The sequence below is a fragment of the Vitreimonas sp. genome, assembly GCF_036392335.1.
In the GTDB taxonomy this organism is placed as follows: domain Bacteria; phylum Pseudomonadota; class Alphaproteobacteria; order Caulobacterales; family Aquidulcibacteraceae; genus Vitreimonas.
The window spans coordinates 151,003-176,012 of sequence record NZ_DASVYD010000066.1 but is presented as its reverse complement, the minus strand read 5'-3'; the positions used below and the strand labels follow the sequence as shown (position 1 = coordinate 176,012).

The 25,010-nt window shown below is 64.2% G+C and carries 20 protein-coding genes; 12 read left to right on the top strand and 8 right to left on the bottom strand.

All coding sequences use genetic code 11. The annotated features are described in order from the left end of the window. The first annotated feature begins 1 nt into the window (after position 1). The 3 genes from thiL to prfB all read left to right on the top strand — a co-directional run bounded on the left by thiL (position 2) and on the right by prfB (position 2,778). Positions 2-1,075 (top strand): thiamine-phosphate kinase, encoded by a 1,074-nt coding sequence (gene thiL, locus VF769_RS15815; RefSeq protein WP_331009392.1) that lies wholly within the window; start codon positions 2-4, stop codon positions 1,073-1,075. 47 nt (positions 1,076-1,122) lie between these two features. Then, positions 1,123-1,572: a hypothetical protein gene (locus VF769_RS15810; RefSeq protein ID WP_331009391.1), complete on the top strand. Its 450-nt coding sequence runs from the start codon at positions 1,123-1,125 to the stop codon at positions 1,570-1,572. A gap of 74 nt (positions 1,573-1,646) precedes the next feature. Next, positions 1,647-2,778 (top strand): peptide chain release factor 2 gene (gene prfB / locus VF769_RS15805; RefSeq protein ID WP_331009390.1). Its coding sequence is split into 2 segments (ribosomal slippage): positions 1,647-1,715 and positions 1,717-2,778, totalling 1,131 coding nucleotides; the frame shifts between segments, so codons are not numbered across the junction. 74 nt (positions 2,779-2,852) lie between these two features. On the opposite strand, the gene VF769_RS15800 is transcribed toward prfB, so the two are convergent. The 3 genes from VF769_RS15800 to bcp form a co-directional block, all read right to left on the bottom strand. Continuing rightward, positions 2,853-3,374, bottom strand: a complete 522-nt coding sequence (locus VF769_RS15800) for a polymer-forming cytoskeletal protein (RefSeq protein WP_331009389.1) — start codon at positions 3,372-3,374, stop codon at positions 2,853-2,855. Between the two features lie 16 nt (positions 3,375-3,390). Then, positions 3,391-4,626: a peptidoglycan DD-metalloendopeptidase family protein gene (locus VF769_RS15795; protein ID WP_331009388.1), complete on the bottom strand. Its 1,236-nt coding sequence runs from the start codon at positions 4,624-4,626 to the stop codon at positions 3,391-3,393. 187 nt (positions 4,627-4,813) lie between these two features. Beyond that, entirely contained in the window at positions 4,814-5,284 is a 471-nt protein-coding gene (gene bcp / locus VF769_RS15790) for a thioredoxin-dependent thiol peroxidase (RefSeq protein WP_331009387.1), read from the bottom strand. Between the two features lie 117 nt (positions 5,285-5,401). Between bcp and VF769_RS15785 the strand changes: the two genes are divergently transcribed. After that, on the top strand, positions 5,402-8,938 hold the full coding sequence (locus VF769_RS15785; protein ID WP_331009386.1) for a DUF3971 domain-containing protein: 3,537 nt from the start codon (positions 5,402-5,404) through the stop codon (positions 8,936-8,938). Here the strand turns inward: VF769_RS15785 and tyrS are convergent, their stop codons facing one another. Further along, entirely contained in the window at positions 8,939-10,198 is a 1,260-nt protein-coding gene (tyrS, locus tag VF769_RS15780) for a tyrosine--tRNA ligase (protein WP_331009385.1), read from the bottom strand. It lies immediately after the preceding gene. Positions 10,199-10,447: 249 nt separating this feature from the next. On the opposite strand from tyrS, the gene VF769_RS15775 reads away from it, so the two are divergent. The 3 genes from VF769_RS15775 (at position 10,448) to VF769_RS15765 (ending at position 13,367) form a co-directional block, all read left to right on the top strand. Next, entirely contained in the window at positions 10,448-10,969 is a 522-nt protein-coding gene (locus VF769_RS15775; protein WP_331009384.1) for a DOMON-like domain-containing protein, read from the top strand. After that, positions 10,966-12,171 (top strand): DUF1343 domain-containing protein, encoded by a 1,206-nt coding sequence (locus VF769_RS15770; protein ID WP_331009383.1) that lies wholly within the window; start codon positions 10,966-10,968, stop codon positions 12,169-12,171. The genes VF769_RS15775 and VF769_RS15770 overlap by 4 nt, the downstream gene beginning before the upstream one ends. Before the next feature lie 350 nt (positions 12,172-12,521). Then, positions 12,522-13,367, top strand: coding sequence for a hypothetical protein (locus VF769_RS15765; protein WP_331009382.1), 846 nt, complete (start codon positions 12,522-12,524; stop codon positions 13,365-13,367). Here the strand turns inward: VF769_RS15765 and VF769_RS15760 are convergent. Together VF769_RS15760 and VF769_RS15755 are read right to left on the bottom strand one after the other, a co-directional pair. After that, positions 13,364-13,912 (bottom strand): ActR/PrrA/RegA family redox response regulator transcription factor, encoded by a 549-nt coding sequence (locus VF769_RS15760; RefSeq protein ID WP_331009381.1) that lies wholly within the window; start codon positions 13,910-13,912, stop codon positions 13,364-13,366. The genes VF769_RS15765 and VF769_RS15760 overlap by 4 nt on opposite strands. Positions 13,913-13,960: 48 nt before the next feature. Then, complete coding sequence (locus tag VF769_RS15755) at positions 13,961-15,274, bottom strand: ActS/PrrB/RegB family redox-sensitive histidine kinase (protein WP_331009380.1); 1,314 nt, start codon at positions 15,272-15,274, stop codon at positions 13,961-13,963. A 125-nt stretch (positions 15,275-15,399) separates the two neighbouring features. On the opposite strand from VF769_RS15755, the gene VF769_RS15750 reads away from it, so the two are divergent. The 5 genes from VF769_RS15750 to VF769_RS15730 all read left to right on the top strand — a co-directional run bounded on the left by VF769_RS15750 (position 15,400) and on the right by VF769_RS15730 (position 21,665). Beyond that, a complete protein-coding gene (locus VF769_RS15750) occupies positions 15,400-17,601 on the top strand; it encodes a TonB-dependent hemoglobin/transferrin/lactoferrin family receptor (RefSeq protein ID WP_331009379.1) in 2,202 nt (733 codons plus the stop codon). 11 nt (positions 17,602-17,612) lie between these two features. Continuing rightward, positions 17,613-18,581, top strand: coding sequence for a DUF6607 family protein (locus VF769_RS15745; RefSeq protein ID WP_331009378.1), 969 nt, complete (start codon positions 17,613-17,615; stop codon positions 18,579-18,581). 131 nt (positions 18,582-18,712) lie between these two features. Next, positions 18,713-19,381: an SCO family protein gene (locus tag VF769_RS15740; RefSeq protein WP_331009377.1), complete on the top strand. Its 669-nt coding sequence runs from the start codon at positions 18,713-18,715 to the stop codon at positions 19,379-19,381. A gap of 190 nt (positions 19,382-19,571) precedes the next feature. Then, positions 19,572-20,864, top strand: a complete 1,293-nt coding sequence (locus VF769_RS15735) for a polyhydroxyalkanoate depolymerase (RefSeq protein ID WP_331009376.1) — start codon at positions 19,572-19,574, stop codon at positions 20,862-20,864. Between the two features lie 69 nt (positions 20,865-20,933). Beyond that, on the top strand, positions 20,934-21,665 hold the full coding sequence (locus tag VF769_RS15730; protein WP_331009375.1) for a SprT family zinc-dependent metalloprotease: 732 nt from the start codon (positions 20,934-20,936) through the stop codon (positions 21,663-21,665). On the opposite strand, the gene VF769_RS15725 is transcribed toward VF769_RS15730, so the two are convergent. Both VF769_RS15725 and VF769_RS15720 read right to left on the bottom strand, forming a co-directional pair. After that, positions 21,662-22,222: a cytochrome b gene (locus VF769_RS15725; RefSeq protein ID WP_331009374.1), complete on the bottom strand. Its 561-nt coding sequence runs from the start codon at positions 22,220-22,222 to the stop codon at positions 21,662-21,664. The two genes, VF769_RS15730 and VF769_RS15725, sit on opposite strands and share 4 nt — an antisense overlap. Before the next feature lie 132 nt (positions 22,223-22,354). Continuing rightward, positions 22,355-24,802, bottom strand: coding sequence for a PBP1A family penicillin-binding protein (locus VF769_RS15720; RefSeq protein ID WP_331009373.1), 2,448 nt, complete (start codon positions 24,800-24,802; stop codon positions 22,355-22,357). Between the last annotated feature and the right edge of the window lie 208 nt (positions 24,803-25,010).

Below are 25,010 nucleotides of genomic sequence, written 5' to 3'. Positions count from 1 at the left end.
CATGTCCGCCGATGAATTCGATGTGATTCGAAACCTGTTCGCGCCGCTGGCGACGCATGAAGGTGCGCGCGGCTTGCGCGACGACGCCGCGGTGCTGCCGAGTTTCGGCAAGATGGTCGTCACCACCGATACGATCGTCGAGGGCGTGCATTTTCTCCGCGCTGATCCGATTGACACAGTCGCCATGAAGGCGCTGCGCGTGAATGTTTCTGATCTTGTCGGCAAGGGCGCAAAGCCGGTCGCGGCGCTGCTCAATTTGACGTGGCCGAAAGATCGGCCTTCGGACGAGATCGCTCAGTTCGCGGCGGCGCTCGGGCGAGACCTCAACGGCTTCGGCATGAGCCTGCTGGGCGGCGATACGACATCAACGCCAGGGCCGCTGACGATCACGATCACCGCGTTTGGCGAGCCGCTGGGCGTGCGCACCCCCTCGCGCGCGGACGCCAAGGTGGGCGACGATGTGTGGCTGGTAGGCGGCGAGATCGGGTCGGCTTGGCTGGGCCTACAGGTGCGCACTGGCGCCATTCCGCTCACGGAGATTCAGCGCGAGCGGGATGAAGTGGAAGCCGAGCGCAACAATCGCGCATTCGCCGGACAGATGCCGCACTATTTGACTTTGCCGGGTCAAGAGTTCGATGCGGAAATGGCGTGGCTGATGTCGACCTATCTCGCGCCATTTGTGCGTTTGGAGTGTGCGTCGATCGTGGCGCGGTTCGCGGGCGCGTCGATGGATGTCTCGGACGGCTTGGTCGCCGACGCGGCGAAACTCGCCGCGGCGTCGGGAGTCGCGCTGCGGCTTGAGGCGAACGAGATTCCGTTCTCGATCCCGGCGCAACGCTGGGCGCAAGCGGGCGGTGATTTTCGCAAGCTCGTGACAGGCGGCGACGATTACGTCGTGCTGTTCACAGCCTCGCCAGAGGCGCGCACGGCGCTGCTGGCCTGCGATCCGGACAAGTCGCTGCGGCTCTCACGGATCGGGCGCGTGGAGGCGGGCGCCGGTGTGGCGCTGGTGGATTGGAATGGAAACACCATTCCCATTCCGGATCCGGGATATGCGCACCGGCTGGGACGCTAACGCGTCGATAACCGAACCGCGCCAAACTCGCGCGGATGAAGGCCAACATGTTCGCCCGGGCCATTGCCGCCGCGATGATTGCGTCCACGCTCCTGGCGGGGCTGGCCAGCGCGGCGGGCTCACCGGCCAAGGACAAGGCTAAGGCAGAAGAGGGCGAGGGCGAGCAACTCTCTTCGCGCTCCATGGACGCCCCCTATCTGGCCGTGCCGGTGGTGCGCGACGGGGTGTTGATCAATTACTTGTTCGTCTCGATCCGCGTCGAGATCTCTCCCAGCGTCGATCTGTGGCAGACGCGCGAGAAGGCGCACTTTCTGCGTGATGCGCTGGTGCGGGCGAGCCACGCCAACAATCTGGCCGATCCGGAGAACAACAACGCGCTCGACGAGGCCCGCGCGATTCAGGTGTATCGGGCGGCCGCAGTCCAGGCGCTCGGCGCGCAGGCGGTCGCCGGAGTCTCGATCGTGCAGACCTATTCCAGCCAGGGCTCCGGCATTTAAGGGCGCCGCGTCCCAGTGGCGCCAGCGCCGCGGTTCGCCTATCTAGACCCCTCAGATTCAGAGGACTTCCAGATATGCGCGCCGACATCGTCGCTTTGGCCGATCAAATCGAAACCGCCGTAGGCTTGCTCCGGAGGCGTCTTTGACTGGGAACCCTCCCAAGTCAGACTCGATGAGCTGAACGCGCTGTCAGAGCGCCCCGATTTCTGGAACGATCCGGAAAAAGCGCAGAAGCTGATGCGCGAGCGCAATAAGCTTGAAGCGGCAATGGGCGCGATCACCTCGCTGGAGCGCGATCTGAAGGATTCGCTCGAACTCGCGGAGATGGCCGAGGCCGAAGGCGATGATTCCTTGGTGGACGAGGCGCACGCGACCCTAAAGCAGGTGCAGGCGCGCGCCGCGAAGGCCGAGCTCGAAGCGCTGCTCTCCGGCGAGGCCGACGGCAACGACGCCTATATCGAAATCAATTCGGGCGCCGGGGGCACCGAGAGCCAGGATTGGGCTTCGATGTTGCTGCGCATGTATATGCGATGGGCGAACGCGCGCGGCTACAAGGTCGAGCTGCTCGAAGAGCAGGATGGCGACACCGCCGGCATCAAGTCGGCCACGATTCTGGTGCAGGGCGAGAACGCCTATGGCTGGCTGAAGACGGAGGCTGGCGTCCATCGCCTCGTGCGCATTAGCCCCTACGATTCCAATGCGCGCCGCCACACCTCGTTCGCAAGCGCCTGGGTGTATCCGAAGATCGACGACTCGATCGAAGTGGAAATTCTCGACAAGGATGTGCGCACGGACACCTACCGCGCATCCGGCGCGGGCGGTCAGCACATCAACAAGACGGACTCGGCGGTGCGGCTGACGCACATTCCGACCGGCATCGTCGTCGCGTGCCAAGCCGAGCGCTCGCAACACAAGAACCGCGCCGCGGCGTGGGACATGTTGCGTGCGCGCCTGTACGAGGCGGAATTGCAGAAGCGCGAAGCGGCGGCGCAGCAACTGGCCGACAGCAAGACGGAAATCGGCTGGGGCCGGCAAATTCGCTCTTACGTGCTGCAGCCGTATCAGATGGTCAAAGATTTGCGCACCGGGGTCGAAACCTCCGACACCCAAGGCGTGCTCGATGGCGATCTCGATCAGTTCATGGCGGCGTCGCTGGCTGCGCGCGTGAGCGGCGGCGGCGACAAGGTGGTCGAGGACATCGACTAAGCGGCGTTCCGAGACAGAAAAAGGCCCGGCTCTTGGCCGGGCCTTTTGAGTTTGTATTCCAACCCAAAATCAAACTAGCTGGACGCGCCCGTCACGATGACGCCCGACACCATGCGGTCGTCGCTGGCGGGCTCGCCGAATACGGAGCCGCCGAAGCCGGTGCTGGAAGCCGCCGGGCGATCCGCGATCTGCGGCGACGCCGGTGCGCCCGGACCAGATTGCGAAAGCGGATCTTGCAGATAGCGGCACTGGCCTTCGAACACCGCGCCCATCTCGACGGACAGCGATTGGTGGACAATATCGCCCAGGACATGCGCATTGCGGGCCAGCATGACCTTGCGCGCACGCACCGAGCCTTCGACGCGGCCGTGCACGGTGACGCTCTCCGACACAACGTCACCCTTGACCATGCCGGTGTCGCCGACTGTCAGGGAGCCGCCGCGGACATTGCCCTCAATCTCGCCGTCGATCTGAAGCTCGGCGCCATCGGCTTCGATGGTGCCCGTGATCTTCACGCCGTTGGCGATAATCGATGCGATGCCGGCGCGGCCGACAGGTTGTCTACGTTGCTGCACAGGATCAGGAAGCGCCGGCACATTCGACTCCGTAGGCCTACCCTTGTTCGTGAACATGCCGTCCTGCCCTCAGAAAGTTGATCGGATCCACCGGACGGCCCCGGAACCACACTTCATAGTGCAAGTGGGTGGCCGTACTGCGCCCCGTGCTGCCCATCGACCCAACGCGTTGGCCAATGGCAACGCGCTCGCCACGCTGGACTTGGATATCGCGCAAGTGTGCGTACCGAGTCTTAAAGCCGTGGCCGTGGTCGATCTCGACCGTATAGCCATAACCGGAGCGCGTGCCAGCGAACACAACAGTTCCCGGCGAGGTGGCGACCACCGGTGCGCGCTCGAATGCCGCCATATCCAGGCCCGCGTGGAAGGTCGGGCGACCGGTGAACGGGTCGATGCGCTGGCCGTAGCCTGAGGTTTCGCGGGAATCCACCGCCACCGGCACGGCCAGCGGGGTCGAGTTCGCGATGTCCGCCAGACGGCGGGACTCGGTGACGCGGGCGGCCACTTGGGTGACGCGCTCGGCGAAAGCTGGGTTCAGACCGCTGTCGCGCAGATAGGCGACGAAATCTTGCGGCACGAGCGGGCCGCCGACCTCAGCGCCGGCTTCCGGGCCGGTCAGCGACGCCATCGACACGCCGGTCATGCGCAGCACGCCGCGGACATGCTCGGAGCGCTCAACGACTTGGTCTTCCAGTTCGGACAGCGTGCGCTCTTGCTCGACCTCGAGATTCTCAGCGCGCGCGCGGAAACCGACGGTGGTAACCTGATAAGGCTCGGAGGTGATGGCGCGCGATTGGCGCGGCTCGGCCTCGTCGATCGAGGCGGCCATGATGATGCGGGCGCCGTCGCGCTCGATCGGGCGGGTGGCCGCCAATTGGATGCTGTCGCCGCCGGCATACTCAAGCAACGAGCGGAGGACTTCGTGGCGGCTCTCGAAATCGGCCGTGGCGCGGTCGAACTGCCGGGTGCGCTCTTCCAGAAGGGCCTGCGAGGCGGCGGCTTGCGCGCGGGACTCGTTCAGCCAGCGGTCGTACTTGGCGCGCTCGCGCTCGACCTCGGAATTGCTGGCGCTTTGCTGGGCGCCGTCGAGCACGGTGTTGGCGGTCGCATAGACGCACCAGCCGGCGAGGCTCACGGCGCCTAGCGCCAGCAGAGCCTGCTTGCTCGGAGAAAGAGAGACATAACGGACAGACCCGCCGCTGCGGTGATAAATCTGTCGCTCAGGGAAGACGCGATCGAAGAACGCTCTCGCGCGCGATCCAAATTGGCTCATGGTCCGCCACCGCCCATTTACCGAGACAAAGTTTACGTTAGCCCCACCAAGTTTTGACTGAACCCGAAACCCTCTTGAAATGCAACAGCCCCAAGGTGGGGTTTACTGGAATTTCAGGGTGTTTAACGCGGAGGCTTCCAAATCCGCGCCAATTCACGGTTAACGACGCAAAACTTAGGCAAAAGTGTCAGCCTGCCTTAACTTCTTTCAACACGTCTTCCACATGTCCCGGCACTTTCACCTTCCGCCAGATGCGGGCGATCTTGCCCTTTGAATCGATCAGGAAGGTCGCCCGCTCGACGCCCATATAGGTGCGGCCGTAGAGGGTCTTCTCCCCCCAGACCCCATAGGCCTCGGTCACCGCGCCATCGGCGTCGGACGCCAGGGTGATGTTCAGCCCATGTTTGGCCGCGAACTTGTCATGCTTGGCTACTGAATCACGGGATACACCCACGATCTCTGTCTTCGCGGCTGCGAAAGCCTTCGCCTTTTCAGTGAAGTTTAGTGCTTCTTGGGTACAACCCGGTGTGTCGTCTTTCGGATAGAAATAGAGGACGACGCGCTTACCTTTGAGGTTCGCCAAGCTGACACGCCCGCCCCCGGCCGTCGGCATGTCAAACGGGGGCGCAGGGTCGCCGGGTTTGAGTTCCTTCGCCATCGCAGGTCTCCGAGCGTCGTGCTCCGCCGTTGCGCACTGCAACGGTGATGGAAACGTGCTTTGCGTCAAATCGGAAGTCCGCGCTAGACAGGGCCGAGGGGCGTCGGAGATGTGGCGATGATACGCCGCTCGACGCTGATTGCGGTCGAGATTTTGCTCGGACTGGTCGCGGCGCTCGCGATCGGCGTCGGCGTCGCTTGGTGGCGGCTGTCGCAGGGGCCGATTGATCTCAGCTTCATTCGGAATCAGGTTCAGTCCGAACTGAGCGCGGCGCGTTCGGGTCGGCCCGTTGGGCTGGAGCGGGCCGAACTGGCCTGGAGCCCACGTGGGGCGCTGGAAATCCGGGCTGTCGGCATCAGTATTGAGGACGGACGCGGCGGCGTGCTGTCGCGCTCGGACGAAGCGCGGATCGAATTGGCGGTGCTGCCGCTGCTGATCGGGCGCGTGCAATTGGTGCGCGCCGATTTTGACGGCGGTGAATTGAGCGTCGCGCGCAAGCTTAACGGCGCCGTGCACATCGCCTTTGGCCCGGAAGGCACCCCGGCCGACATCATCATTCCTCCCCCGCCGGTCGGCGAGACGTTGGAAGAGCGCGTCGCGCGCATGCTCGATGGTTTGGAGGCGACGTTCCGCCCGGTTGGCGCCGGCGGCGGTCTGCGGGGGTTGTCCGTGCACAACGCCAACCTGGTCGTGGTCGACGATGCGGGCGGCGGACGCTGGACGGCGGAAGACGCCAATCTCGAACTCGCCCGGCGCGGGCGCACGCTCGAACTGAGCGCCGAGGCGCGGCTTGAAGGCGCGCAAGGCGCGGCGCCGGCGAATTTCCGCATCACCACCGATACGCGCTTCCAAAGCGCAGTGGTCGAGTTTGGCGCGGACAATGTGTATCCGCGAGCGGTGTTTTCGGAAGCCGCGCTTGGTCCGTTCGCCGGACTCAACGCGCCGCTGACGACGCAAATTTCGATCGGCCTAGATCGCGAAGCGGGTGTGAACCGTTTTGAGGGTGAGGCCACGATTGGTCGCGGCCAGGCCGACATGGCGGGCGGGCGTTTCGATCTGGCCGGCGGCTCGCTGCGCGGCCGCTACGACATCGAAACCGACGAATTGATCATTGACCAATTGGCGTTGAACGGCGCGCGCACGCGCGTGGGCGGCGAAATCCGTTTGCGCGATGTTTCTGCGATATTCCGCGCCGCGCCGAACGAGCAAGCGCCGTTCAACGTGTCGCTGCCGTCGCTCACCTTGGACGTGCCTGGCACGTTCGAGCAGCCGATCGCGTTCCGCAATGTGCAAGCTCAAGGCGCGATTTCGGGCGCGGAGCGGTCGATCAGCTTTACGCGCATGCACGCCGAGACTGGCGAGGCGGTGATTGACGGCACGGGCCGGGTGTACTGGGCCGAGGCCGGCGAAGGCGAAAATCGCCGCGTGCGGCCGGGTATTGAATTGCAGGCCAGTGTGGCGGGCGCGCTCGATGCGCGCGTGGTCACCCAGGTGTGGCCGATGGGGCTCGGCGAAGGCGCGCGTTCATGGCTGTCGCGCTCAGTCGTGCGCGGGCGCGTCACGGACACGGTCGCGCGGCTGGACATTCGCCCGGCCGATTTTGCGGCCGAGTCATTCCGTAACGAAGCCGTCGATGTCCGCTTCAATATCGCGGACGCCGAATTGCGTTTCCTTTCGACGATGTCGGCGGTGACCAATGCGCGTGGCTCGGGCGTGCTGCGCGGCAATCGCTTCGACATGCAGGTGCCTGAAGCGCGCATCAACGGCTTGGTCGTCACCAATGGCGTCGTCGAGATTCCGCAATTCAAGCCGAAGGGCGCGTTGGCGACGATTTCGGCGCGGGCGGACGGCGACGCGCGTCGCGTGCTCGAAATTCTGAATCAGGAGCCGTTGTCGTTAGGTGATCGACTGCCGATCGATCCGGCAAGCGCGAGCGGGCGCGCGATCGTCAATGTCCGGCTGCAGCGGCCAATGCTGAGTGAAGTGCCGTTCGAGCAATGGCGCTTCAGCGTCGACGGTCAGATCCGCGATTTCGCGGGAAACATGACCACGCGGCGCATGGCGGTGAGCCAGGGGCAGCTGCAGGTGCGCGGCGATCAGCGCGCGATCACGGTGAGCGGACCGATCCGGGCGGGTTCATCGCAGATCGAGAACGTGCGTTGGACGGAGTATTTGAACCGCCAGGGGCGCGCCTCTTCTGAGTATCAGATTTCCGGCGCCTTTGATGCGAACGATCTGGAGCGTCTGGGTTATCCGGTGGCGCAATATGCGCAAGGGCGGGTCGGCGTCACGGTGACGGGCGAGGGCCGCGGCTTCGATGTGAACCAGGCGCAAATCGAGCTCAATCTGACCCAAGCCGCCGTGGAATCGCCGTGGCGGTTCTGGACCAAACGCGCGGGCCAAACCGCGTCCGCCCGCTTCGTTGTTGTGCGTCAAAGTGATGGCGGACTGGCGTTCAACGAACTCGACGCGCGGGGCGCGGGCTTGTTGGCGCAAGGGCGCATACGGCTGACGCGTGACAATCAAATCGCCGAAGTCGATCTGGCGCGTCTGGCGATCGAGGGCCGCTCCGACGCGCGGATCAACATGGTGCGCGCCCAGGACGGCGGTCTCGATGTGAGTGTTCGCGGCGCGCTGTTTGACGCGGCGCCCTTCATGGACGGCGACACGCCGGATCAGCCGCGCGCGCAGGCGGCGTCGAATGGCGCGGCAGCGGCGCCAGCGCCGGCGCCGGTGCGTGCGAGCATCATTGTGGACCGCCTGAAGATGCGGGGCGACGCGACGCTCAGCAACGCACGGGTCAATCTTGCGACGCATCATGGCGCCTTGGCGATGTTGACGGCGGAGGGCCGCACGCCAGGCAATCGGGCATTCTCGCTGGGGCTCGGACCGCGCCCCGGCGAACCGCAGGGGCGCATTCGCTTGCGCTCGGATGATGCGGGCTTCGCGGTCGCGGCGCTCACGGGCGCGGACAACATTGTCGGCGGTACGGCTTCGGCGGATGGCGATTGGCGCATTGGGCCGCCGAGCCAGGCGCGCTTCAACGTGGCGCTGCGCGACTTCCAGGTCGTGCGCTTGCCGGCCATGGCGCGTTTGCTGTCGTCGGCGGGGTCTCTGACGGGGCTGGTCGATACGTTGAATGGCGACGGCATCGGCTTTACGGCGCTCGACGCGCAGATGGTTTACGCGAACGATCGCCTCACCTTCACCGAGGGCCGCATGGCCGGGCCTTCGCTTGGGCTGACGGGTTCGGGTTCGTACAATCTCGACCGCGATGATCTCGATATCGATGGCGTGGTTGCGCCGTCGCCGGTGCTGAATTTGTCGATGCTGGGCGAGATTCCGGTGATCGGCGATTTGCTGGTCTCGCGCCGTGGCGAGGGCGTGTTCGGCATGACCTATTCGATCAATGGCCCCGCCGCGCAGCCGCGTGTCGGCGTCAACCCCGTTTCAGCGCTGACGCCTGGCATCTTGCGCCGCATCTTCGAGCCGGCGGCGCCGCGCGATGCCGGCGGCGCACATTCGTTTCAGCCCGATCCGCCGCCGGAAGGCAGCGCGCCGCCGGAAGCGCTTGCGCCTGCCCCTGAAACGACAGCGCCGGCCGCGCAGAACACGCAGCCGGCGCCAACGAGCGAGACGGCGTCGTTGCCGTAATCAGCCCACGCGCAGGAGCGCGTGCTTTTTCTTGCCGAGCGAGAGCTTGATCGCGCCATCGACAAGGTCGGCGGCGGTGAGCGTGGCTGTGTCATCCGCAACGATCTGATCGTTCACGCGCAAAGCGCCGGCCGCGATGTGGCGCTTGGCTTCGCCGTTGGAGGCGACGAGTTCGGCGCGCTGGAAAGCCGCGCCGATCCGCATGCCTTGCGCCAGTTCGTCATTGGTGACGTGGAACGTCGGCAAATTCTCCGAAGTGACGCCTTTTACGAACGTGTCGTGCGCGGCTTGCTCGGCCTTCAGCGCCTCCTCGCGGCCGTGCAGCAGCGCGGTGGCTTCGGTGGCGAGTACTTTTTTCGCGTCGTTGATCTCGGCGCCTTGCAGCGCTTCGAGACGCGCGATTTCGTCGAGCGGCAGGTCGGTGAAAATCTTGAGGAAACGCCCCACGTCGGCGTCTTCGCTGTTGCGCCAGAATTGCCAATATTCGTAGGGGCTCACCATGTCGGCGTTGAGCCAGACAGCGCCTTGCGCGGTCTTGCCCATCTTTGCGCCGCTCGCGGTGGTGATGAGCGGCTGGGTCAGGCCGAAGAGTTCGAAGCCTTCCATGCGGCGCCCCAATTCGACGCCGTTGATGATGTTGCCCCATTGATCGGAGCCGCCCATTTGCAGCTCGCAATTGTAGCGCTTCTTCAGCTCCACGAAATCGTAGGCTTGCAGGATCATGTAATTGAACTCGATGAAGCTCATCGGCTGCTCGCGCTCAAGCCGGAGCTTCACGCTATCCATCGAGAGCATGCGGTTGACGCTCATGTGGCGGCCGACTGTGCGCAGGAAGTCGAGGTAATTGAGCGGCATCAGCCATTCGGAATTATCGACCAGGATGGCGTCGGACTTGCCGCTGCCGAAGCTCAGAAATTTCTGAAACGTGCCGCGGATCGAATTGGTGTTTTTGACGATCTGCTCTTCGGAGAGCATCTGGCGCATCTCGTCCTTGCCGGACGGATCGCCGACGCGCGTGGTGCCGCCGCCGAGCAGAACGATGGGCTTGCCGCCGGCTTGTTGGAGCCGACGCAGGTACATGATCTGGGTGAGGTTGCCGACGTGCAGCGAGGGCGCCGTCATGTCGAAACCGATATAGCCGGTCACGCCGCGCGCGGCGGCCTTATCGAGCCCCTCAAGGTCCGTGCATTGGTGAAACTGCCCGCGCGCGGTGACGCTGCGCAGGAAGTCGGATTTCAGATTGGTATGGTCGGCGGTCACGAGATGGGCTCCTGGAGATGTATTGGAGGCCGGGACCGTCTCTTGTCGAGGGCACGTACCGGCCATTTTGGGCGGACGTGCTGGGGCGCGCCGCTCGCTTAAGGCTGCGAGCGGTAATAAAGCTGGGTGAAGGTCGGGCGGCGCGACATGGGGCGGCTTGCTAACGGTGCGGGCAGGCGGTCGTCAAGCGGACGCTCTCTCTGAAAGATTTTCGCGATTGTTAAGGCTCGTTGGTACAGGAAGAGGGCGATGCGATTGGCTCTGACGCCTCATCCTGATTTCCCAAGCGACGCCATTACGGCGATCGAGGTAGAGATCGTGCGCGCAGGGCCGGAGCGGCTTGAATTGGTTTATCTCGTGCGGGGCGATGTGGAGCACCTGCTCGTGCCGGCGCCGGCCGATGCGGAGCGCACGGATGGGCTATGGGCGTCCACTTGCTTTGAATTGTTCGCGAAGGCCGCAGGCGGCGAGGCGTATTGCGAGTTCAATTTCGCGCCGTCGTCGCAATGGGCCGCCTACGCGTTCGATGGCTATCGCGCAGGGATGCGTGAATTGGCGTTAGAGACGCCAGAGATTGAGGTGGCGGCGACGGACGATGTGTTTGAAGTGCGCGTTGCCGTCGAGGCGTCGGTGTTGCGCGCGGGCGCGCACCTAGCGCTGACGGCGGTGATTGAAGAAACAAGCGGCGCGAAATCCTACTGGTCTGTGCGGCACGCGGCCGGCAAACCTGACTTTCATCACGCCGAGAGCTTTGCGGTGGAGCTTCTATGAAATTTGGCATCGATCGTTTGCTGGAAGATGCGAGCTTGCGCGCGCCGCTGGCGGGTAAGCGCGTCGCGCTGGTGGCGCATCCGGCTTCGGTGACGCGCGGCCTCACGCACTCGCTCGATGCGTTGGCCGCATTGAGCGACATTCGCATCACCGCCGCGTTCGGGCCGCAGCATGGCATGCGCGGCGAGAAGCAGGACAATATGGTCGAGAGCGCGGATTATACCGATCCGCGCCACGGCGTGCCGGTGTTCTCGCTCTATGGCGACGTGCGCCGCCCCACCGGCCAGATGATGTCGACGTTCGACGTCGTGCTGGTCGATCTGCAAGACCTCGGCTGCCGCATCTACACGTTCATCACCACGCTGCTCTACATGCTCGAAGCCGCGGCCGAGCACGGCAAGGAAGTGTGGGTGCTGGATCGGCCGAACCCGGCGGGGCGGCCGATCGAAGGGCTCACCCTGCGTGCGGGCTGGGAAAGCTTTGTCGGTGCTGGGCCAATGCCGATGCGCCATGGCCTGACGCTCGGCGAATTGGGCTTTTGGTTCATCGAACATTTCAAACTCAATGTGCCGTATCGCGTGATCGAGATGGAGGGCTACAAGCCTGACGCGGCGCCCGGCTTTGGTTGGCCGCTTGGCGAGCGCACCTGGGTAAACCCCTCGCCGAACGCGCCGAACCTTTGGATGGCGCGCGCCTATGCCGGCACGGTGATGCTGGAAGGCGCCACACTTTCAGAAGGCCGTGGCACAACGCGGCCGCTGGAAATTTTTGGCGCGCCGGATATCGATGGCCGCTTAGTGATCGAAGAGATGCGCAAGCTCGCGCCGGATTGGTTGAAGGGTTGCGTGCTGCGCGAATGCTTCTTTGAGCCGACCTTCCACAAGCATGTGAAGCAGCTTTGCAGCGGCGTGCAGATCCACACTGAAGATCCCGCGCACTACGATCACGACGCGTTCAAACCCTGGCGGGTGCAGGCGCTGGCGTTCAAGGCGATCCGCAAGCTCTATCCGAGCTACGATCTCTGGCGCGATTTTCCGTATGAATATGCGTTCGGCAAATTGCCGATCGACGTGATCAATGGTTCGCCGCTGTTGCGTGAATGGGTGGACGATTCAAACGCCACGCCCGCTGATCTCGACGCGCTCACGCTGCCCGACGAGCAATCCTGGGCGGCGGAGCGCGCGAAGCATCTGCTCTATTAGAACCAGCCCTTCTTCTTTTTCTTTTCGGGCTCTGGCGCTGGCGCGGGCGGCGGGGGTGCCGCAGCGCGCTGGGGCTCGGGGGCGCGGGCGGCTTGCGGGGCCGGTTGTGGCGCGGGTTTAGCCTGCGGCGCGGCTTGAGCCTGTGGCGCTTGTGCTGTCTTTGCTTGCGGCGCGACTTGGCGCTGCTGGTGCGCGGGCGCTGGGCCCAATTTGTCTGCAAACCACATAGACGATCCCCTCTCGTTGTGGGGGCGCATCATGCGCAGTGATTCGCCGGACGCAAGGGGCTAGCGCGGTGGGTGCGGTTGACTGGGCCGGGTGTACGTGGCCCCTTGGCGCGGGGGCAGGTAATGTTTGGACTTCGGGTGCTTATCGGACTGGCGGTCACGGCGCTGCTTGCGACTGGTCTGTGGAGCGTTGTCCAACAAGTCGGCGCATCTTCCGAGCTGATTGCGGGCGACGCGCCGGGCATCAGCGAGCCGGACAGACGCGCACTCGCCGCTCCCATTGAAGACGTGCTGGCGGGCCGCGACGCGGCGCTGCTCGGCAAGTTAGTTGGAGAACTCGACCGAAACCAAGCACAGGAACAAATTGACCTTATTCAGGCGATGATGCCGGCCGCCTCGCCGGAAAGCTCGCGCCTGACCACTTGGCGCGTGACGCGCGGCACGAATGGCCAAGCCTTGTACGGGACGTTTGAGTACGAGTTTCCGGATCACATTATGGTCGCGGAAACAACGCTCGCACGTACGAGCGATAGCGATCCATGGTTGGTGTCGGGCTTCTATTTCAATTTCTTTGAACGCAGTGCATTGCCGCCCCCGGGAATATCGCTCGAAGACAGAGCGCTTGGCTTCTACGCGTTCATTGCCGCACTCGCTGCGATCCCGGTATTCATTCTCATCACGTTCTGGGCGGCATTGCTTTGGCCGCGGGTGCGGCGGCGTTGGCTTTGGAGCGTGGCGGTGTTGATTGGCGTGGGAACCTTTGCCGTCAACGCCACAACCGGCGCAGCCAGCTTCAACATCTTCTCGTTTCTACTGTTTGGTGCGGCAGCCACATGGTCAGGCTCGATGCTCGATAGCTGGGTGTTGAGCATCGCGGCGCCAGCTGGCGCCATCGCATTCTGGCTGGTGCACTTCCTGGCGCCGCCGAGAGCGCCCATCGACGACGCCGCGGCGGCGTCGTCGCCTTAGCGCGGTGCGCGTTTGGCGAGGATGCGCTGGAGCGTGCGGCGGTGCATGTTGAGGCGGCGCGCCGTCTCGGACACGTTGTGGCCGCACAGCTCATAGACGCGCTGGATGTGCTCCCAGCGGATGCGGTCGGCCGACATCGGGTTTTCCGGCGGCTCGGGACGGTCGTCCGGGGCGGCCAAAAGCGCTTTGACGATGTCTTCGGGATCGGCGGGCTTGGCGAGATAATCGATCGCGCCGGCTTTCACGGCGGCGACGGCGGTGGCGATGGCGCCATAGCCGGTGAGGATCACGACGCGGCAGTCGGCGCGGTGGCGAGACAGCGCCTCGACGACCGAAAGCCCTGAGCCGTCTTCGAGGCGCAGATCGAGCACGGCGTAGGCCGGCGGCGATTTCGCCGCGACGTCGCTGGCCTCGGCGACGGTGGCGACGGCGTTGACCTCAAAACCGCGCTGTTCAAGCGCGCGCGCCAGACGCGTGCGGAAGGCGGCGTCGTCATCGAGGATCAAAAGCGTCTTTTCCCCTTCGAGGGGTGCAGCCAAGGTCATGAGGGTTCCAGCTCCGATGTGGCTGTATTTAGAGCATTTCGCGCAAGATCAAAGCGCTGGCGCCTCAAGAGATGCACGTGGCCATACCGCCTTAACCACGGCGCCTTGCTGAGGGGGCCTCAGATTGCGCACTTCGAGCTTGGCGCCGGTGCGTTCCAGCAGCGTTTTCGAGATGAAGAAGCCGAGGCCCAGGCCGCCGGCCATGCCTTCATGGTCGCGCTCGGTCAGGTAGGGTTCGCCGATGCGGCCGAGGATCGCAGGCGAGAAACCCGGGCCGTCGTCGCGGATGATGATCTCGATGTGGTCGGCGTCCCAGTGCGCTTCGATGTCGACGCGGGCCCTCGCGAAACCGACGGAATTCTCGATGAAACCGCCAAGCGCATGCACGATCTCAGGCATGCGGCGCACGTCGATGGGGCCGTCCCCTTCCGTGCTGATCACGATCTCGGCGCCCAAGCCTTCGTGCGGAGAGGCGGCTTCCTCAAGTAGAGCGCGCATGGGCGCCCGCTGGATCATAACATCACCTTGTTCGCGGTTGGCCGAGAGCTGCGCGAGAATGGCGCGGCAGCGCTCACTCTGAGTGATGAGCAACTGAAAGTCCTCGGCCCGCGGATCGTCAGGCGGCACTTCGCGCGCCAATTCCTTGGCGACGAGGTGGATGGTGGCCAGCGGCGTGCCCAATTCATGCGCGGCGGCGGCGGCGAGCCCGCCGAGCGCGGAAAGCGTTTGTTCACGCGCCAACACGGCTTGAACCGCGGCCAGGGCGATGTTGAGACGTTCCTCTTCCGCGGCCACGCGCCAAGCGTACACGCTGGTGAAGCCCAGGCCGACCAATACGGCCGCTGCAATGCCCATCTGGTAGAGCGCGGGCAATTCAAACACTTCACCATTGGGCCAAGGCAGCGGCAGCCGCCACACCGCGATGGCGCCAACGCAGGCGAAAGAGAGCGCCGCAAGCATCGCGGTCAGTGAGGGGCGCAGGATCGTCGCGGAGACAGCGACGGGGGCCACGAACAAAAACACGAACGGGTTTTGCAGGCCGCCGGTGAGGGCAAGCAGGACCGCGAGCTGCACAGCGTCATAGCCAAGCTGCGCGGCGGCTTCCCATTCGAGCGCGAGCTCTTGCGAACGTCGCGCCGCGATCAAGCCAAGATTGAGCACAACCGAGATGCCGATGGCGGTGAGGGCCCAGCCAAGTGGGAAGTCGACCTCTAACCCGTAACGCACGAACAGCACCGCGCCGGTTTGGCCAACGATGGCGAGCCAACGCAGCAGGATCAGCGTCCGCACGCGAACCCGGCTGGTGGCGGTCCAGAAGCTGGGAACGGGGGCTGGGGCGGGCCGAGTCTCGGAAAGCGTCATGGCTCTGCATGCGCCGGAAAACCCCGCGCCGCCAAGGGTGAGGCGTAAGACCGCAGCTTATTCGCTATTGAGTCTGCGAAGCAGTCGCAATAAAGCCAACCTCGGCCGAGCACAGGGAGAGGTTTATGCGGATTATGTGGGGGAGCTCGGCGCTCGCTTTGGTTTTGGCGGCAGCTGGCGCGGCAAGTGCTCAGGAGGCTGAGCCGCGTCAGTACGCGGAGGCCGATATCACCGTGACGGCTACACGCCGTCCGGCGGATACGTTCGAGGTGCCGAATGTGGTGTCGGTGATCGACGCTGAAGAGATCGAAGAGAACCTCGTCGCCGACATCAAGGACCTGATCCGCTTCGAGCCAGGGGTCTCGGTGCCAACCTCGCCGTCGCGCTTTAGCGCCGCGCTCAGCGGCACGGGCCGCGATGGCAATTCAGGTTTCGTGATCCGTGGCATGGGCGGCAATCGCGTGCTCCTCCAAGTGGACGGCGTGCGCGTGCCGGAGGGATTCAGCTTCGGGCCAAACGCGTTCGGACGCGGCGACTACGTCGATCTCGATCTGCTGCAATCGGCGGAGATCGTGCGCGGTCCAGGTTCGGCGCTTTATGGCAGCGATGGCTTGGCGGGCGTGGTGAGTTTCATCACGCGCGATCCGAACGACTTCTTGGCCGACGACGAGCGCTTTGGCGCCCGCGTTCGTGTCTCATACGCCAGCGTCGATGAGAGCTGGGCTGAGAACCTCACCGTCGCTGGTCGATTGAACGATCAATGGTCGGCTTTGCTCGCCTACACGCGTCGCGATGGGCATGAGCAGGAGAATCAGGGCGTCAACGACACTTCGACCTCCGCGCGGACCGTGCCGAACCCGCAGGATATCGCGTCGAACGCCGTGCTTGGCCGCCTCGTGTTTCAGCCAAACGATGCGCACCGCTTTCGCCTGACTGCCGATTACGGCGACCGCTTCATCGACACGGTGGCGCTCTCAGGTTTGAGCAGCACAGTCATCGGGCTCAGTGGCGAGGATGAGAGTGAGCGTTCGCGCGTGGCGCTTGATTATACGTTCGAGAATGCTGGCGGCTTTATCGACAGCGCGTTTGTGTCGATCTACGCGCAGGACAGTTGGCTGCGCCAATACACTTACGAAGATCGCAATCCCGCGGCCGATCGCACGCGCGAGACCACCTACGACAACGATACGATCGGTCTGACTTTGCAGACCGAAAGCCTGTTCGAAGGCGACGTGCAACATCGCTTTGTGTACGGCCTCGACTATTCCGAGACGACGCAAGGCGCGATCCGCGACGGCACAGTGCCAACGCCGCCCGCGACCTTCCCCGAACGGCCATTCCCGGAGACGGAATATGAACGCCTTGGCGTCTTCGTCGTCGATGAAATCGCGTTGCTCGATGGCGCGCTCCTGCTGTTCCCTTCCGTACGCTATGATGAGTACGAGCTGCGCGCGCAGGCGGATGCGCTCTATCTGGGTGATCTCTCCGGGCAGAGCGATTCACATGTGTCGCCGAAATTCGGCATTGTCGCTTGGCCGACTGACAGCTTTGGCGTGTTCGCCAATTACGCCACGGGCTTCAAAGCGCCAGCGCCGAGTGAGGTGAACAATTATTTCGAGAACCTGACGCTCGGCGCGTTTGGGCAGGCTTACACGTCGATTCCGAACCCGGATTTGACGCCTGAAACCAGCGAGGGTTTCGAGATTGGCGTGCGTGGCCGCAATTGGCGCGCGCTCGGCGCCGGTTGGGATTGGAGCGCCTCGGCGTTCGCGACTTTCTACGAGGATTTTATCTCGCAGCAGATCGTGTCCGGCAGCGGCAGCGCGGCCGATCCGTTCGTCTATCAATACGTCAATCTCAATGAAGTCGAGATCACCGGCGCGGAGGCGCGCGTGACGGCGACATGGGAACAAGGGATATCGCTGAATGTCTCGGCGTCTTACGCCGATGGTGAGCAGACAACGCCCGCGGGCGTGGGGCCGCTCGAGACGATTGATCCGCTGAAGCTGGTGCTCGGACTTGGTTACGATCATGAGAGCGGCGTGTGGGGCGGCCAAGCGATCGTCACGTATGCCGCGCGCAAGGATGATGAAGATGTCGCCGCGCCGCTCACCGCCTTCCGTCCAGACGCATTCACGATCCTTGATTTGACCGCGTATTGGAACGTCACCGACGCCGCCACGCTGCGCGCCGGCATCTTCAATGCGACCGATGAAACCTATTGGTGGTGGAGCGACGCACGCGGTTTGAGCGCCTCGTCCACCGTTCTCGACGCCTACACGCAACCGGGCCGCAATTACTCGGTTTCGCTTTCATATCGCTTCTGAGGGAGGATCGGATGAATATGCATTTCACGCGTCGTGCGTCCGTGCTGGCTTTAGCCGGCATGGGCGTCGCGGCGGCGACGCCCACCGCGTTCGCGCAATCGCGCGGCAGCGGGGTTGAGCGCGACCGCCAATCGATTTTGGCGATGGCGGGCGATTATCATGTGCGCTTCGCGTTCAATGAAACCACGCCGTTCGTTGCGGACTACGATCCGCTCGAACCCAAAACCAGCGGCGGATACGAAAGTGTGCGGGTGGTCGCCGACACGGGCGATTTCATTCAGCTGCAGCACTTGCTTGTTGCTTCGCACGAGGGGCAGCATTTCGTCATCAAGCATTGGCGTCAGGACTGGAGCTACCAGCCGCGTAACGTACTCATGTACGCGGAGCGCAATCGGTGGCGTGTCGAGAGTGTAAGCAGCGCGGATCGCCGGGGCGCCTGGTCGCAGACTGTGTGGCAGACGGATGACTCGCCGCGCTATGGCGGCGTCGGGCGCTGGGATTACGCCAATGGCCGTGCGATGTGGACGAGCGCTCCGGCGCTGCGTCCGCTCGCGCGTCGCGACGCCATCCGCAATCCGCCTTACAATCGCTATCTCAGCATCAATCGTCATGCGCTAACGCCCACAGGCTGGGTGCATGAGCAGGACAACGAGAAGATCGGCGAACGTGACGGTCAACTCGCGGTCATCGTGCATGAAGACGGCGTCAACACCTATAACCGCTATACCGATTACGAGATCGGGGCGGCGGATTCCTATTGGAGCGCCACGCAGGACTATTGGGCTGGCGTCCGCCAAGCGTGGGACGAGGCGATTGCGCGGTCGCGCGGCGTCTATGTCGAGGAGGAGGCTCAGAATGGCTCGGTGACAGGGCCGACCTTAATGGGCCTGGCATCACAGATTCATGACGGCGAAACGCAGACCGCCCCAGCGCTCGCGGAAGCGCGTGCGGCGATCCAGCAAGCGACGAGCGCAGCGTAGCTGTGCTCTATGGCCATGTGCGTGCGGGCGCGTCATTTTTGTGCGCCTGCACACGCAGAAGCTGCGGCATTGCGCCTCCTGCGCCTTCGCGCCGCCTGTTCGTGTCGAAGCTGGCCGCCTAGCGTCCGAGCATGGCAGAGCCTGTCGAAACACCACGCCGTAATCTGACCGGCGCCGTTGTGCCCGCTGTGGCCGCGGCTGCGTTGGCTGCTGTGGGAACGCTTCTGCTTGTCGGCAGAAATGGCGGCGAGAAAGCGCCCGAAACGCCGGTGGTCGAGAACTGCATCATCGAGGGCGCCGATGTCGTAAATGGCCCGATCGAGCTTCTGGATTCAAACGGCGCCACCGTCACTCAGGCGGATTTCGCCGGAGAACCCGCGGTGGTCTATTTCGGCTTCACGCATTGCCCGGACATTTGCCCCACGTCCATGTACACGCTGGCCGCCGCGCTGGCTGAACCGGGCGGCTATGACGTGCAGCCGATCCTGATCAGTCTCGATCCCGAGCGCGATACGCCCGAGGTGATGGGCGCTTATGTTCAGACGGGCGGCTTCCCGCCCGGGCTGGTGGGGCTCACGGGCAGCCGCGCTCAGGTGGATGCGGCCAAGGCCAGCTTCCATGTCTACAGCGCGCGCGCGCCGATCGAGGGGGCGCCGGAGGACGTGTATAACGTCGACCATTCGTCGTTCCTCTATGTGCTCGACGGACAATGGCGGACCCGCTCGATCGTCAACACGGTCCAGGCCACGCCGCAGCAAGTGGCTCAGTGCATCGCCGCCGGACTAGAGCGGGCCGGATGATTATGGGAAGCGGCAGGTAAAAACTGCCAACCCAGGCCTGGAATCTGACATTACCGACTGGACAGATGTAGCGTTCGCTATGACCTTTGACCTGTTGCGGTGCAACAAACAGGCGTCTTAGCTTGTTGGAAACGGGGACGGGCGCACGGTTCCATCCTGGAATTGCTGCGGCGCGGCACGAAAGGGCGACATGCTCTATTCGCTTTATGAACTCGGCCACATGTCGGTGGCGCCCTGGCGCATCGCCGCCATGATGCAAGCGAGCATGCTGCGCTCGCCGTTGAACCCAGCGTCGGACTCAGAGGTGGCCAAGACCGCCGCCGCCGCATCCGACCTGTTTGAATCCGTCACCCGCCGGTATCGCAAACCGGATTGGCTGCTGCCGACGACCAGCGTGAACTCGGTCGAGGTTAAAGTGACGCCGACCCCGGTGTGGTCGACGCCGTGGTGCAACATGGTGCACTTCGCGCGCGACGGCGAAGCGCTCGAGCGCGCACGCGGCAAGCGCACCGATCCAACGGTGCTGATCGTGGCGCCGATGTCTGGCCACTACGCGACGCTGTTGCGCAGCACGGTGGAAGCGTTCCTGCCGGAGCACGAAGTTTATATCACCGATTGGTCCGACGCGCGCATGGTGCCGCTGCTGGCGGGCCGCTTCGATCTGAACGATTATATCGATCATGTCATGGCGATGCTGCGTGAGCTCGGGCCAGACACGCATGTTGTCGCCGTGTGCCAGCCGGGGCCGCTGGTGTTGGCGGCTGTTTCGCTGATGGCCCAGGAAGATGATCCATGCACGCCGGCGACAATGACGATCATGGGGTCGCCCATTGATGCGCGCAAATCGCCGACGGAGCCGAACAAGCTGGCCGAGCAGCGCGACATCGCGTGGTTCAAGCAGAATATGATTCACACCGTGCCGATGCTCTATCCGGGCGCGTTCCGCCGCGTGTACCCGGGCTTCGTGCAGCTGGCGAGCTTCATGGGCATGAACATGCAACGCCATGTCGATGCGCATTACGCCTATTTCCAAAACTTGGTGAAGGGCGACGGCGACGACGCGCGCAAGCATCGCGAATTTTACGACGAGTATCTCGCGGTGATGGACCTCAGCGAGGAATTCTACATCCAGACGCTGATCGAGATCTTCCAGGAATATCGCTTGCCTTTGGGCACGATGACGCATCGCGGGATGAGGGTCGATCCAGCCGCGATCACCAAGACGGCGCTGCTGACCGTCGAGGGCGAGAAGGACGATATTTCCGGCATCGGCCAAACCCAAGCCGCGCACGACATCTGCGTGAACATCCCCGAAGCCATGCGCCGCGACTACATCCAGCCGGGCGTCGGCCATTACGGCGTGTTCAGCGGCCGTCGTTTCCAGACCGAAATCTATCCGCGCATGCGCGAGTTCATGCGCACTTTCCAATCGCCCACATCGCGTGGCGCCAAGCGCACAAAAGCGAAAATCGCGGCCGAATAGGCGCTGTTCACAGCAAGCTCACAGGCGGCTCCACTTTAGTGGAATCGCCGGGCGTGAGACTCTTTGCGCATGCGCTTCGATTCGCGTGCCACTGATCCCGTTCAAACCGAGATCGAAACGATCGACGGCCGCCGCTTGCCGGTGAAGCTGATCGTGAACCCGCGCGCGCGGCACGTCTCAGTGCGCATCGATCCAACGCGGCGTGAGGCGATCGCGACGGCGCCGTCGAAGCGGCATCTGAAACACGCGGCGCAGTTCGCGGCGGAGCGCGCCGGCTGGATCGCGCATGAATTGTCACGATTGCCGCGGGGCATTCAGCTGACGCCTGGCGCACACGTGCCGCTGCGCGGCGTCGATCATGAACTCGTGTACGAACATGGGCGCGCGGCGCCGCGGGTCGAGGATGGCAAGCTCATCGCGCCGGCGCCGGACGCGGCCCTGTTCGAGTCGCGCTTGCTGCGCTTCTTCAAGGATCAAGCGCGTGCGGATCTGATAGCACGCGTGGCCGTGCATGCGGCGACCTTGGAGGTGAGGCCAAGCCGGCTGCAGGTGAAGGAGCTGCGCTCGCGCTGGGGATCATGCTCGAGCGATGGCGTCCTCTCCTTTTCTTGGCGCGTGATCTGCGCGCCCGCGTTCGTGTTGGACTATCTCGCCGCACACGAAGTGGCGCATTTGCGCGAAATGAACCATTCACGCCGTTTCTGGGCGCATGTGCGCAAATGCCTGCCGGACTATGAGCGCGGCCGCACTTGGCTGCACGAGCACGGCTGCGCGCTCCACGCCATCGGTCACGCGCGCTAGTCTTTCGCCGGGGCCAGCATCCGGCGCATCACCCCGTCACGATCGATGAGGGCGTGTTTGAGCGCGCCAAGCACGTGCAGCGCGATCAGACCGAACAGCATCCAGCGACCGATCGCGTGCGCCACTTCCGCGCCTTCGTGCACGGCCTCGTTCTCGGCGGCGAACGGCGTCGGAATGGCGAAGAGGTCGAACACGTTGATGTCGCGCCCGCCGGACCAGACCGCGAGCGGGCCCGAAATAAATTGAATCAGGATCGCGAGCAGCAACAATTTGTGCGTCGCGTTCGAGATTACATTCAGCGCGGGCGGTTGCGGCAATGGCGTTGGCTGGCGCTGCGCAAAATGCAGCGCCACGCGTGCGAACAGGATCAGCGCGACGCTGGCGCCGAAGGCGATGTGAAAGCCCATCAGAGCGCGGCGGGCTTCGCGGTCGCCGATCTCGGCGGCATTGTCGGCGGCAAAGCCGCTCCAGAACATGGCCAGGATGGCGATCGCCGCGAGCCAATGCAACGCGATGGAAAGCCAACCATAACCGCGCTCCGTGTTCGTCCATTGCATTTTGCGACTCCACGATCCCGCACGCGGCGCCTAGCAAGCGAAGTCTGTACGGATTTGTCCAGCAGTGACGCGTGAGACGAATTGCTGCGCGTGCAATAAAACGCGCCGCAACTCATTTGCATAAGCGAATGCTTAGCCCTCTGGACCGAAATCGAGCGAGCGATCCTCGGTGTCGGGCGGCGCTTCGGCGGGCGCGCCGAGCACGGCGCCGACGGGCGCCCCGACCACGGCTAGGCTCGGCTCCTGCGGCGCCGGCGTGCCCAGGTCATAATCCTCCTCCGTCGGCATCTCCATGGCGCGCGTCGGCGTGTTGCGTAGCGCCACGGGCATGAAACGCGCCCAGATGTCGGCGGGCAGCGAACCGCCCGTGACGCGCGCCGTCGTGGTGAAATTGTCGTTGCCGACCCACACGCCAGCGACCATGCCGGGTGTGTAGCCAATGAACCAAGCGTCGCGATAATCGTTGCCGGTGCCGGTTTTGCCGCCGATTTCGCGGCCGGTCATGCGGGCGCGCGTGCCGGTGCCGGCGTCGACAACGCGGCGCATCAATTGGTTCATGTAGCGGAACGGGCGTTCTTCGATCACGCGGCCGCGGTTCGCGGGACGCCAGCTCCACATCACTTCGTCGCTGCTGGCGCGGCGGATACGGGTGACGCCATGGGCCTCGACGCGATTGCCGTCGGCGGCCATCGCGCCATAGGCGCTGACCATCTCAAGCAGAGTGATCTCCTGCGCGCCGAGCGCCAACGAGTGATAATTCGCAAGCGGCGATGTCACGCCCAAGCGGCGCGCGGCGTCGATCACCCTGTCGCCGCCAATTTCGTTGGCGACGCGGATGGCGACCATGTTGAACGAATTGGCGTAGGCGCTGGTGAGCGTGACTGGGCCGTGGAATTCTTCGGTGTAATTGCCGGGAGTCCAATCCGGTTGGCCGGGGATGGAAATGGTGATCGGTGAATCGTCGCGCACGCTCCAAGGCGTCAGCCCGTTTTCCATCGCGGCCAGATAGATGAAATATTTGAACGACGATCCGGGCTGCCGGCGGGCCTGCGTGGCGCGGTTGAACTGACTTTGATCGTAATCGCGGCCGCCGACCATGACGCGCACGCCGCCTTGATCGTCGAGCGCCAGAGCGGCGGCTTGGCCGACGCGACGGTCTTCGCCTTGCTCAGCCAGCACAAGCTCAACCGCTTCCGCGGCGGCGCGCTGGGCGGCGATGTCGATCGTGGTTTCGATGATGAAGTCGTCGCGCTCGTTGCCGATGACTTGATTGAGCAACGGGTCGATCCAGTCGCGGTAGTAGGAGAGCACGCCCGCCGGATTGCGTCGGCTGATGACGAGTTCCTCCTGGAGCGCGGCGTCGCGCTCGGCCGCGCTGATAAAGCCCATCGCCACCATTTCGTTGAGCACGACGGTGGCGCGTTCGCGCGCGGCGGCGATGTCCTGGCGCGCGGGATTGAGACGCGAGGGCGCTTTGACGAGGCCTGCGATCATCGCCGACTGCAGCAGCGTGAGTTCGCGTGCGGGGCGGTCGAAATAGCGCTCGGCGGCGGCTTCGATGCCATAGGCGCCGGCGCCGAAATAGACGCGGCTCAAATAGAGCGCGAGAATCTCGTCCTTCGTGAACCGGCTTTCGAGCCAGAACGCGAGCATGATTTCTTGCGCCTTGCGCCGCCAAGAACGTTCGTTGGTGAGAAATAGGTTCTTAGCCAACTGCTGCGTGATGGTCGAACCGCCTTGCACGACGCGGCCGGCGCGAATGTTCTCAGCCCCGGCGCGCATCATGCCGCCGAAATCGACGCCCAGGTGGTTGTAGAATTTGCGGTCCTCAATCGCGATGAACGCTTGGGCCACGTACGGCGGCAGCGTGGCGAGGTCGACGGGCGGGGCGTTCTGCGCGCCCTCGCGCAGGATCACGTGGCCGTTGCGGTCGACGAAGGTGATCGATTGGCCCTGACGCGCCTCCCAAAGATCGTCGGTGGAGGGCAGGCCCCAGGTGATGAAGAGAAAGAAGGCGATGATGAGGGCGACGCCGCCGGCGGCGATCCAGCCGCCCCACACGGCGGCCTCGCGCACGCTCTTTGGCCGCTTAATGCCGCGGATGCGGTTCCACATCTCGCCGGTGAAAGCGCGCGCGGCGCCTGAGAATTTCACCCAGCGGGGTTCGGCGTAGGCGCGCAAGCGCGTCCAGTATTCATTCGCTTTGGCGCGCGCTTGGTTGAGCAGGGTGGGGGGCGGTTCTTCCGGCGGCGGTTCGTCGGGGTCGCCGGCGGCGCGGAAATAATTTGGCGGCAGCGCGCCCGTGCTGGACGCTGGCGGGGGCTCCATGGCCTCCGCCGAAGATTCCGGCTCGGAAATCGTCTCCGCGGCGTAGAGCGGCGCGGCGGGCTCCGGTTCAGTTGCCGCCTGCGCGGCGGCCTCAGGGGCGGGTTGCTCCGCACTATCCTCAAGTGCGTCCGAGGCTTCGGTCGGGGACGGGGGCGCGTTAGGCGACTCTGGCTGCGCGCCGTCGTTCTCGCCCGGCGTGCGAGTTCCCGGAGGGTCTTCCTCCGGTCTGTTCGGTTCGTTCTCGTCAGCCACCCCGGCTTCCCTCCGCGCCTCCTGCTAGCGCGATTCTAGCGACGACCGCCCTGTAGCGGACATTGCGGGCGCTTCGCTCGTTAACGAAACGCAAGATCGCAGGGTAAAAGTTCCCGCCGCTTTTGGGACAATTTTGGGCGGGGCTGGCTCGTTCCGCAATCGGTCGAAAGTCCGGTTTTCCTTGCCCCTATGGACAGGCATGGCCATA

Bases quoted from the DNA above. Each gene is read 5' to 3' on its own strand.
- thiL (WP_331009392.1), top strand. From the start codon at position 2: ATGTCCGCCGATGAATTCGATGTGATTCGAAACCTGTTCGCGCCGCTG.
- VF769_RS15810 (WP_331009391.1), top strand. From the start codon at position 1,123: ATGTTCGCCCGGGCCATTGCCGCCGCGATGATTGCGTCCACGCTCCTG.
- VF769_RS15795 (WP_331009388.1), bottom strand. From the start codon at position 4,626: ATGAGCCAATTTGGATCGCGCGCGAGAGCGTTCTTCGATCGCGTCTTC.
- bcp (WP_331009387.1), bottom strand. From the start codon at position 5,284: ATGGCGAAGGAACTCAAACCCGGCGACCCTGCGCCCCCGTTTGACATG.
- VF769_RS15785 (WP_331009386.1), top strand. From the start codon at position 5,402: ATGATACGCCGCTCGACGCTGATTGCGGTCGAGATTTTGCTCGGACTG.
- VF769_RS15775 (WP_331009384.1), top strand. From the start codon at position 10,448: ATGCGATTGGCTCTGACGCCTCATCCTGATTTCCCAAGCGACGCCATT.
- VF769_RS15770 (WP_331009383.1), top strand. From the start codon at position 10,966: ATGAAATTTGGCATCGATCGTTTGCTGGAAGATGCGAGCTTGCGCGCG.
- VF769_RS15765 (WP_331009382.1), top strand. From the start codon at position 12,522: ATGTTTGGACTTCGGGTGCTTATCGGACTGGCGGTCACGGCGCTGCTT.
- VF769_RS15760 (WP_331009381.1), bottom strand. From the start codon at position 13,912: ATGACCTTGGCTGCACCCCTCGAAGGGGAAAAGACGCTTTTGATCCTC.
- VF769_RS15755 (WP_331009380.1), bottom strand. From the start codon at position 15,274: ATGACGCTTTCCGAGACTCGGCCCGCCCCAGCCCCCGTTCCCAGCTTC.
- VF769_RS15750 (WP_331009379.1), top strand. From the start codon at position 15,400: ATGCGGATTATGTGGGGGAGCTCGGCGCTCGCTTTGGTTTTGGCGGCA.
- VF769_RS15745 (WP_331009378.1), top strand. From the start codon at position 17,613: ATGAATATGCATTTCACGCGTCGTGCGTCCGTGCTGGCTTTAGCCGGC.
- VF769_RS15740 (WP_331009377.1), top strand. From the start codon at position 18,713: ATGGCAGAGCCTGTCGAAACACCACGCCGTAATCTGACCGGCGCCGTT.
- VF769_RS15735 (WP_331009376.1), top strand. From the start codon at position 19,572: ATGCTCTATTCGCTTTATGAACTCGGCCACATGTCGGTGGCGCCCTGG.
- VF769_RS15730 (WP_331009375.1), top strand. From the start codon at position 20,934: ATGCGCTTCGATTCGCGTGCCACTGATCCCGTTCAAACCGAGATCGAA.
- VF769_RS15725 (WP_331009374.1), bottom strand. From the start codon at position 22,222: ATGCAATGGACGAACACGGAGCGCGGTTATGGTTGGCTTTCCATCGCG.